The 6,586-nt window shown below is 74.5% G+C and carries 7 protein-coding genes; 1 reads left to right on the top strand and 6 read right to left on the bottom strand.

The window, feature by feature from the left end; translation table 11 throughout:
- Positions 1 to 102: 102 nt before the first annotated feature.
- On the bottom strand, positions 103 to 573 hold the full coding sequence (locus B0E53_RS05845) for a hypothetical protein (RefSeq protein WP_107075038.1): 471 nt from the start codon (positions 571 to 573) through the stop codon (positions 103 to 105).
- 535 nt (positions 574 to 1,108) lie between these two features.
- Between B0E53_RS05845 and B0E53_RS05840 the strand changes: the two genes are divergently transcribed.
- Positions 1,109 to 1,546, top strand: coding sequence for an ATP-binding protein (locus B0E53_RS05840; RefSeq protein ID WP_168215236.1), 438 nt, complete (start codon positions 1,109 to 1,111; stop codon positions 1,544 to 1,546).
- 19 nt (positions 1,547 to 1,565) lie between these two features.
- Here the strand turns inward: B0E53_RS05840 and B0E53_RS05835 are convergent, their stop codons facing one another.
- From B0E53_RS05835 to iolC, 5 genes are all read right to left on the bottom strand, one after another.
- Positions 1,566 to 1,877: an NIPSNAP family protein gene (locus tag B0E53_RS05835; protein WP_107075036.1), complete on the bottom strand. Its 312-nt coding sequence runs from the start codon at positions 1,875 to 1,877 to the stop codon at positions 1,566 to 1,568.
- Positions 1,878 to 1,954: 77 nt separating this feature from the next.
- A complete protein-coding gene (gene iolD / locus B0E53_RS05830; protein ID WP_107075035.1) occupies positions 1,955 to 3,799 on the bottom strand; it encodes a 3D-(3,5/4)-trihydroxycyclohexane-1,2-dione acylhydrolase (decyclizing) in 1,845 nt (614 codons plus the stop codon).
- Positions 3,787 to 4,695, bottom strand: coding sequence for a 5-deoxy-glucuronate isomerase (gene iolB, locus B0E53_RS05825; protein WP_107075034.1), 909 nt, complete (start codon positions 4,693 to 4,695; stop codon positions 3,787 to 3,789). The genes iolD and iolB overlap by 13 nt, the downstream gene beginning before the upstream one ends.
- The gene (locus tag B0E53_RS05820; protein ID WP_107075033.1) at positions 4,692 to 5,579 is read right to left on the bottom strand and encodes a deoxyribose-phosphate aldolase; all 888 of its coding nucleotides are present in this window, start codon (positions 5,577 to 5,579) and stop codon (positions 4,692 to 4,694) included. The genes iolB and B0E53_RS05820 overlap by 4 nt, the downstream gene beginning before the upstream one ends.
- Positions 5,576 to 6,559, bottom strand: coding sequence for a 5-dehydro-2-deoxygluconokinase (gene iolC / locus B0E53_RS05815; protein WP_107075032.1), 984 nt, complete (start codon positions 6,557 to 6,559; stop codon positions 5,576 to 5,578). The genes B0E53_RS05820 and iolC overlap by 4 nt, the downstream gene beginning before the upstream one ends.
- Positions 6,560 to 6,586: the final 27 nt, after the last annotated feature.

Below are 6,586 nucleotides of genomic sequence, written 5' to 3'. Positions count from 1 at the left end.
CGCCGCGCGGTCACGTACGAGATACCAGTTGCCGCCGCCCACTCCTTCAAATTCACGGCAGCAACTATAGCGCGCTAGATGTCGCTGAAGACCGCCGAGGCGCTAGCAGTTGTTAACCCCACCCCAGTACGGGGCGAAGTCGTTCTGGCGGTCGAGCAGCGTCGGGCTCGACGCGGTGCTCACGCTGAGCGGCAGCCGCGCGGTACGCAGGACGTCCCGCTTCCCCGACGCCAGCGCCTTGCCGGTGACGGTCACCGCGAGCCCGCTGCCGTCGACCTTGGCGGCCACCGAGACCGCACGCGGGTCGGCGGCGAGCCGCTGCGCCTCGGCGACCATCTCGCGCTGGTGGAACCGGGCCGGCTTGAACGTCACCGGCACGGAGAGCTGCCTGGCCAGGTCGCGGACGGACCCGGGGACCCGCCCCTTCCAGTAGACGGTGAGCTTGCGGTCCTCCGGCGCGGCTACCACGCCGGCGAAGCCCGCACCGCAGGCGGCCGTGATCTCGCCGGCGGCCGCGTTGAGCCGATCCTGGACCGAGAACAGTTCACGCCAGCTGGCGAACCCGCCCGGCACGGCCTCGGCCGGCTGGGTCGACGGCGCGATGGGCTCCTGCAGGTGAGAGCCGCCGGGGCAACAGTTTCCTCGGTCGAATTCGAATTCTGCGGCGGTGAATCCCGTTCACCAGACTCCTGCCACCATGCGGACTCAGCCATTTACCGAACGGGTGCCGCCATGCGACCATTGCCGGTCCATCCAATCCGGCTGTGACCAGGGAGAACGCTTAACCGCGAGCGCTTTTCCACAATCCCTGACCGCTATCGGGAAATGGCCCTTAGGTTGACCGGAAGCTCGCCTTTTTCAGCTTGCCGCCAGCGGATTCCGCCGCTCTCCCACAAAGAGAGGCCTGCCGCCCGGCCCGATAGCCGGACGCCTTATGTGCAGGGCCTGGAGGAGACGAGGCGCGGCCTGGGCCTGGACGAGTTGGCGACCGCTGCCGGGCGTCCGGGCCAGCGTCACGCACGGTGACCACCGCGTCACCTCCGTGCCCGGCCGGGCCGCCGCGACACTGCCCGCAGCGGATATTCGGAATGCGGGTAGCCTCTTTTCCATGGGCGGTTCCACACCGCCGGCCGAGATCAACTCGACGGGGGCCGGGCACGCGCGACATGAGTCCTCGCTGCTGTCCCGGCGGTTCACCGCGGCCACCATCACCGAGCTGCGGCATGCCGTCGCCGCCCGCGTCGAGGCGGCCGGACTGACCGGCGAACCGGCCGAGGGCTTCGTCCTCGCCATCCACGAGCTCGCCACCAACGCGGTACGCCACGGCGGCGGGGCGGGCCACCTGCACCTTCGGCGACAGGGCGACGAACTGCGCTGCGACGTCGTCGACCACGGCCCGGGCGCCGACCCGCCGTCGATACAGCGGGCCGGCGGGACCGAGGCCGGCGGCCGGGGCCTCTGGCTGGCGGATCACCTGGCCGACTCACTGATCCTCCGTCGCCGCGCCGACGGCCTGACCGCCACCGTCACCATCGGGCTGCGCTGACCGCGCCGGCAGGGCGCGCTCAGTCGGTCGGCAGGAGCGGGCGCATGAAGGTTCGCTCGTACCGCAGGACACAACCCGACTCGTCACGGATGCGGTCGGCCGCGACGAACTCCGGGTCGTCGCCGAACCGTGCGCGGTAACGCTCGTACGCTGCCAGGCTCTCGAAGCTGAACAACGCCTCGGCCCGGTCGCTGGCCCCCTCCGCCGGCAGGAAATAGCCGTGGTGCACACCGCCGTGCTCGGCCACCAGCCGCATCCACTCGCGGGCGAAGCGTTCGAACGCCTCGATCTGCGCGGGGTCGATGGTGTAGTGCACGACACAGGTGATCATGGCACCACCTTACGGGCCGGTCGCCGCGGATCACGGCCAGGCGGCGCACTCCCGCCCGACGCCCGGCGGGACACCGGTCAGGCGGGACGCAGGTGGGTGTGCCGGCTCTTGCGCCCCGCCTCGTACGCGGCACGGGCGGCCCGCCCCGCAGCGGTGCTGGCGACCTCGGCGACCGGTACGTCCCACCAGGCGCCGGCGTCCGGACCGGCCTGGAACCGGTCGGTCCGGACATGCACCACGGTGGTCCGGGTGGCCGCCGTCGCCGTCGCCAGCGCCGCCCGGAGCTGCGCCATGGTCGACACCCGGATCAGGTCGGCGCCGAGGCTAGCCGCGTTGGCGCCGAGGTCGACCGGCAGCGGCGCCCCGGCCCGGTCCGTGTAGGCGGTGCCGAGCCGGTGCGCGCCGACGCTCTCCGACAGCCGGCCGATCGAGGCGAAGCCCGAGTTGTCGACCAGCACCACGACCAGCTTGACGCCCTCGGCGACCGCGGTGGCCAGCTCGCTCGGCAGCATCAGGTAGGACCCGTCGCCGACCAGCACGAAGACCTCGCGCTCGGGCGCGGCCAGCTTCACCCCGATCCCGCCGGCGATCTCGTAGCCCATGCAGGAGTAGCCGTACTCCACGTGGTAGCTCTTCGGGTCGCGGCTGCGCCACAGCCGGTGCAGGTCGCCGGGCATCGACCCGGCCGCGCACACCACCACGCCGCGCGGGCCGGCGGCGTCGTTGACGGCGCCGATCACCGCGGTCTGGGTGGGCGGCGCGTCCGGGTCGGCGTGCCGGGCGGCGTCCGCCACGGCCGTCCACCGCTCGCGCAGCCGGGCCACCGACTCCCGGTACGCCGGCTCGGTGCCCCAGCCGGCGCAGGCCTCGTCGAGGGCGGCGAGGCTCTCCCGCGCGTCGCCGACAACCTGCGTGCCGGACAGTTTCGCCGCGTCGAAGCCGGTGACGTTGAGGTTCACGAAGCGCGCCCCGTCGCCGAAGAGGGTCCCCGAGGCGGTGGTGAAGTCGCTGTAGCGGGTGCCCACCCCGATCACCACGTCCGCGCCGGCCGCGATCTCGTTGGCCGCGGTGGTCCCGGTGACGCCGACCGCGCCGACGGCGAGCGGATGGTCGTGCGGCAGCGCGCCGGTGCCGGCCTGGGATTCGGCCACCGGCACCCCGTGCTCCTCGGCGAACCGCCGCAGCGCCCCGGTGGCCCCGCTGTAGATGACCCCGCCGCCGGCCACCACGAGCGGCCGGCGGGCCGCCCGCACGATCCCGGCCGCCCGGGCCAGCGCCGCCTCGTCGGCGCGGGGGCGCGGCACGTGCCAGACCCGCTCGGCGAACAGCTCGTCGGGCCAGTCGTACGCCTCGGCCTGCACGTCCTGCGGCAGGGCGAGGGTGACCGCGCCGGTCTCGGCCGGGTCGGTGAGCACCCGCATGGCGGCCAGCAGCGCGGCCGGCAGCTGTTCCGGGCGGTTGATCCGGTCCCAGTAGCGGGAGACCGGCCGCAGCGCGTCGGTGACGCTGACGTCGTAGGAGCGGGGGTCCTCCAGTTCCTGGAGCACCGGGTTGGCCACCCGGGTGGCGAAGACGTCGCCGGGCAGCAGCAGCACCGGCAGCCGGTTGATGGTGGCACCGGCGGCGCCGGTGACCAGGTTGGTCGCGCCGGGGCCGATCGAGGTGGTGCAGGCCAGGGTGCTGAGCCGGTCCGTCATCCGGGCGTACGCCGCCGCCGTGTGCACCATGCCCTGCTCGGTGCGGCAGAGGTGGTACGGCAGGTCGGCGCCGGCGCCGGCCAGGGCCTCGCCGATCCCGGCGACGTTGCCGTGGCCGAAGATGCCGAAGCAGGCCGGGATGAGCCGTTGCCGCCGCCCGTCGCGTTCGGAGAACTGCCGGGTCAGGAACGCCACCAGCGCCTGCGCCACCGTCAACCTGGGCATGACGCCTCTTTCGTTCCGGGCCGGGTCAGCGGCAGCCGCGGGTCCACCGGCTGGCCGGCCCAGCTGCCCCGGATCCAGCCGTGCCGGGGATCGTCCACACAGGCCATGGTCCGGGCGGCGCCGGGTCCGGCCAGCACGTTCAGGTAGTACAGGTCGTAGCCCGGGGCGGCCATCGACGGCCCGTGGTAGCCGTACGGGACGAGCACCACGTCACCGGTGCGCACCTCGGCGAGCACATCGACGGGCCGGTCGGCGGTGCCGTAGACCCGCTGGTAGCCCACCGGACCGTCGCCCGGCGCGCCGCCGGCCACCTCGAAGTAGTAGACCTCCTCCAGCGCGGCCTCCACCCGCCCGTCGTCATACGTCCGGTCCTGCTCGTGCTTGTGCGGCGGGTACGACGACCAGTTCCCGCCGGGCGTGAGCACCTCCACGGCGACCAGCCGGTCGCAGTCGAAGGCGTCCGGCGCGCAGAAGTTGTTGACCTGCCGGCTGGCCGGCCCGGCGCCGCGCAGTTCCACCGGCACGTCCCGGGCCGCGCCGTAGCGGGGCGACAGCCGGCGGGCGGCCCGCGCGGACGGCAGCGCGAACCGCCCCGCGCCGCGGATCGTCACGCCGGCGTCCCGGGGCAGGTAGGCGAAGTCGGTGACCGCGCCGAACACCGACTCGCGTCCGGTCAGCGCGAGCCGCAGCCCGTCGCAGTGCACGGTGGCGGCGCCGGCCAGCGGCAGGACCAGCATCTCGTCGTCGCCGGTGGCGAAACTGACCTCGCCGCCGGCGGGCAGGGTGAGCACCCGCAGGCCGGCGTAGGTCCAACCGGCCCGCTCGGGCGTGACCTCCAGCCCCCACGGCGCCCGGGCCGTACCGCCCCAGGGCAGGTGCGCGTCGCCGGTCCTCACGCGTCCTGCCCGGTGGGCAGCAGCGAGCCGGCCAGGTCGACGGCGGCGGCCACGTCGTCGTCGGGCGGGTAGAGCAGCGCCCGGCCGACCACCAGGCCGCGCACGCCGGGTAGCCGCAGCGCCCGCGCCCACCGCGCGTAGACCACGTCGGGCGCCTCCACCGGGTCGCCGCCGAGCAGCAGGACCGGCAGCGTGGTCGCGGCCATGACCTGCTCCATCTCGTCGACGGCCGGCAGCTTCAGCCAGGTGTACGCGCTGGTCGAGCCGAGCGCCTGCCCGACGCTGACGCCCTTGATGACCGCCTCGGGGCGCAGGTCGGCGCTGACCCGGCGGCCGTCCCGGGCCACCCAGAGCGGCTCGACCAGGGCCACGGTGCGGTGCGCGGCGAGGGCGGTGACCGCCTGGGCGCAGGCCTGGAGGGTGGCGGCGGTGCCCGGGTCGTCCGGGTCGATCCGGCAGAGCATCTTGCCGCCGTCGTAGCGCATCGCGGCGATGCTGTCGGCGTCGTAGGCGGTGAACCGGTCGTCGAGTTCGAAGGTGGCGCCGGAGAGGCCGCCGCGGTTCATCGAGCCGATGGCCAGGCGGTTCTCCAGCGCCCCGAGCAGCAGCAGGTCCTCCAGGATGTCCGGGGTGCCGAGCACGCCGTCGACGCCGGGCCGGGACAGCGCCACGCGCAGCCGGTCGAGCAGGTCCACCCGACCGGCCATGGCCATCGGCCGGTCCCGCACCCCGAGGGCGCCGCGGGCCGGGTGGTCGGCGGCGATGACGAACAGCGGCCGGCCGGGTTCGGGCCAGGGTCGACGGGTACGGCGGGCGGCGGCTTCGGCGATCGCCTGCGGCCGGTGCGCGCGGGTGCGGGTCAGCGCCTCGTACTCGGTGCTCACCGGTCTTCTCCTGTCAGGACGGCGGTCGACGACGCCGTACGCGGCACGGCGTCCCCGGCCAGCGCCACGGTCTCGGCGTAGTCGGGCATGGCGGCGGAGCAGGCCAGGCGGGAGGCCACGATCGCCCCGGCGGCGTTGGCGAAGCGCAGGGTGCGCTCCAGCGGCCAGCCGCGCAGCAGCCCCAGGCAGAGCGCGCCGCCGAACGCGTCGCCGGAGCCGAGCCCGTTGACCACGTCGACCGGGACCGGCGGCACCCGTACGCTCTGCTCCGCGGTGCGGGCGAGCACGCCCGCCGGCCCGAGCTTGACCACGGCGAGCCGGGGCCCGCGTTCGAGCAGCAGGTCGGCGGCCCGGTCCGGGTCGCGGGTGCCGACGGCGATCTCCACCTCGTCGAGGTTGCCGACCGCGACGGTGACCCGGGGCAGCGCCTCGGCGACGGCCGCGGTCGCGGCCGCCGGGTCGGGCCAGAACATCGGCCGGTAGTCCAGGTCCAGCACGGTGTGCGGGCGGCCGGCTCGGGCGGCGAGCGCGGCCGTGTGCGCGTCCCGGCTGGGCTGCTGGCACAGGCCGGTGCCGGTGAGCCAGAACACGCGGGCCGAGACGATCGCGTCGAGGTCCAGTTCCTCGGAACGGATCTGCAGGTCCGGGGCGGTGGGGGTGCGATAGAACCAGAGCGGGAAGTGGTCCGGCGGGAAGATTTCGCAGAAGGTGATCGGGGTGGGCAGCCCGTCGACCGGGTGGACGTGGCGGTCGTCCACACCGAACTCGCGAAGCGCCCGGTGCACGTAGTCGGCGAACGCGTCGGCGCCGGTGCGGGTGATCACCCCGGCGCGCAGCCCCTGCCGGCTGGCCGCGACCGCCACGTTGGTGGGGCTGCCGCCGAGGAACCTGCCGAAGGTCTCGACCTCGGCCAGCGGCGTGGCGACCTGCAACGGATAGATGTCCACCCCGACCCGGCCGATGGTGAGCACATCGAGCATGCGGCGCCCTCCGTCCCGGCCGGCGTC

Source organism: Micromonospora sp. MH33, from assembly GCF_003013775.1.
Classification (GTDB): domain Bacteria; phylum Actinomycetota; class Actinomycetes; order Mycobacteriales; family Micromonosporaceae; genus Micromonospora; species Micromonospora fulviviridis.
Note: the sequence above shows the minus strand (reverse complement) of the source record. Positions and strands in the feature narration are given on the sequence as shown.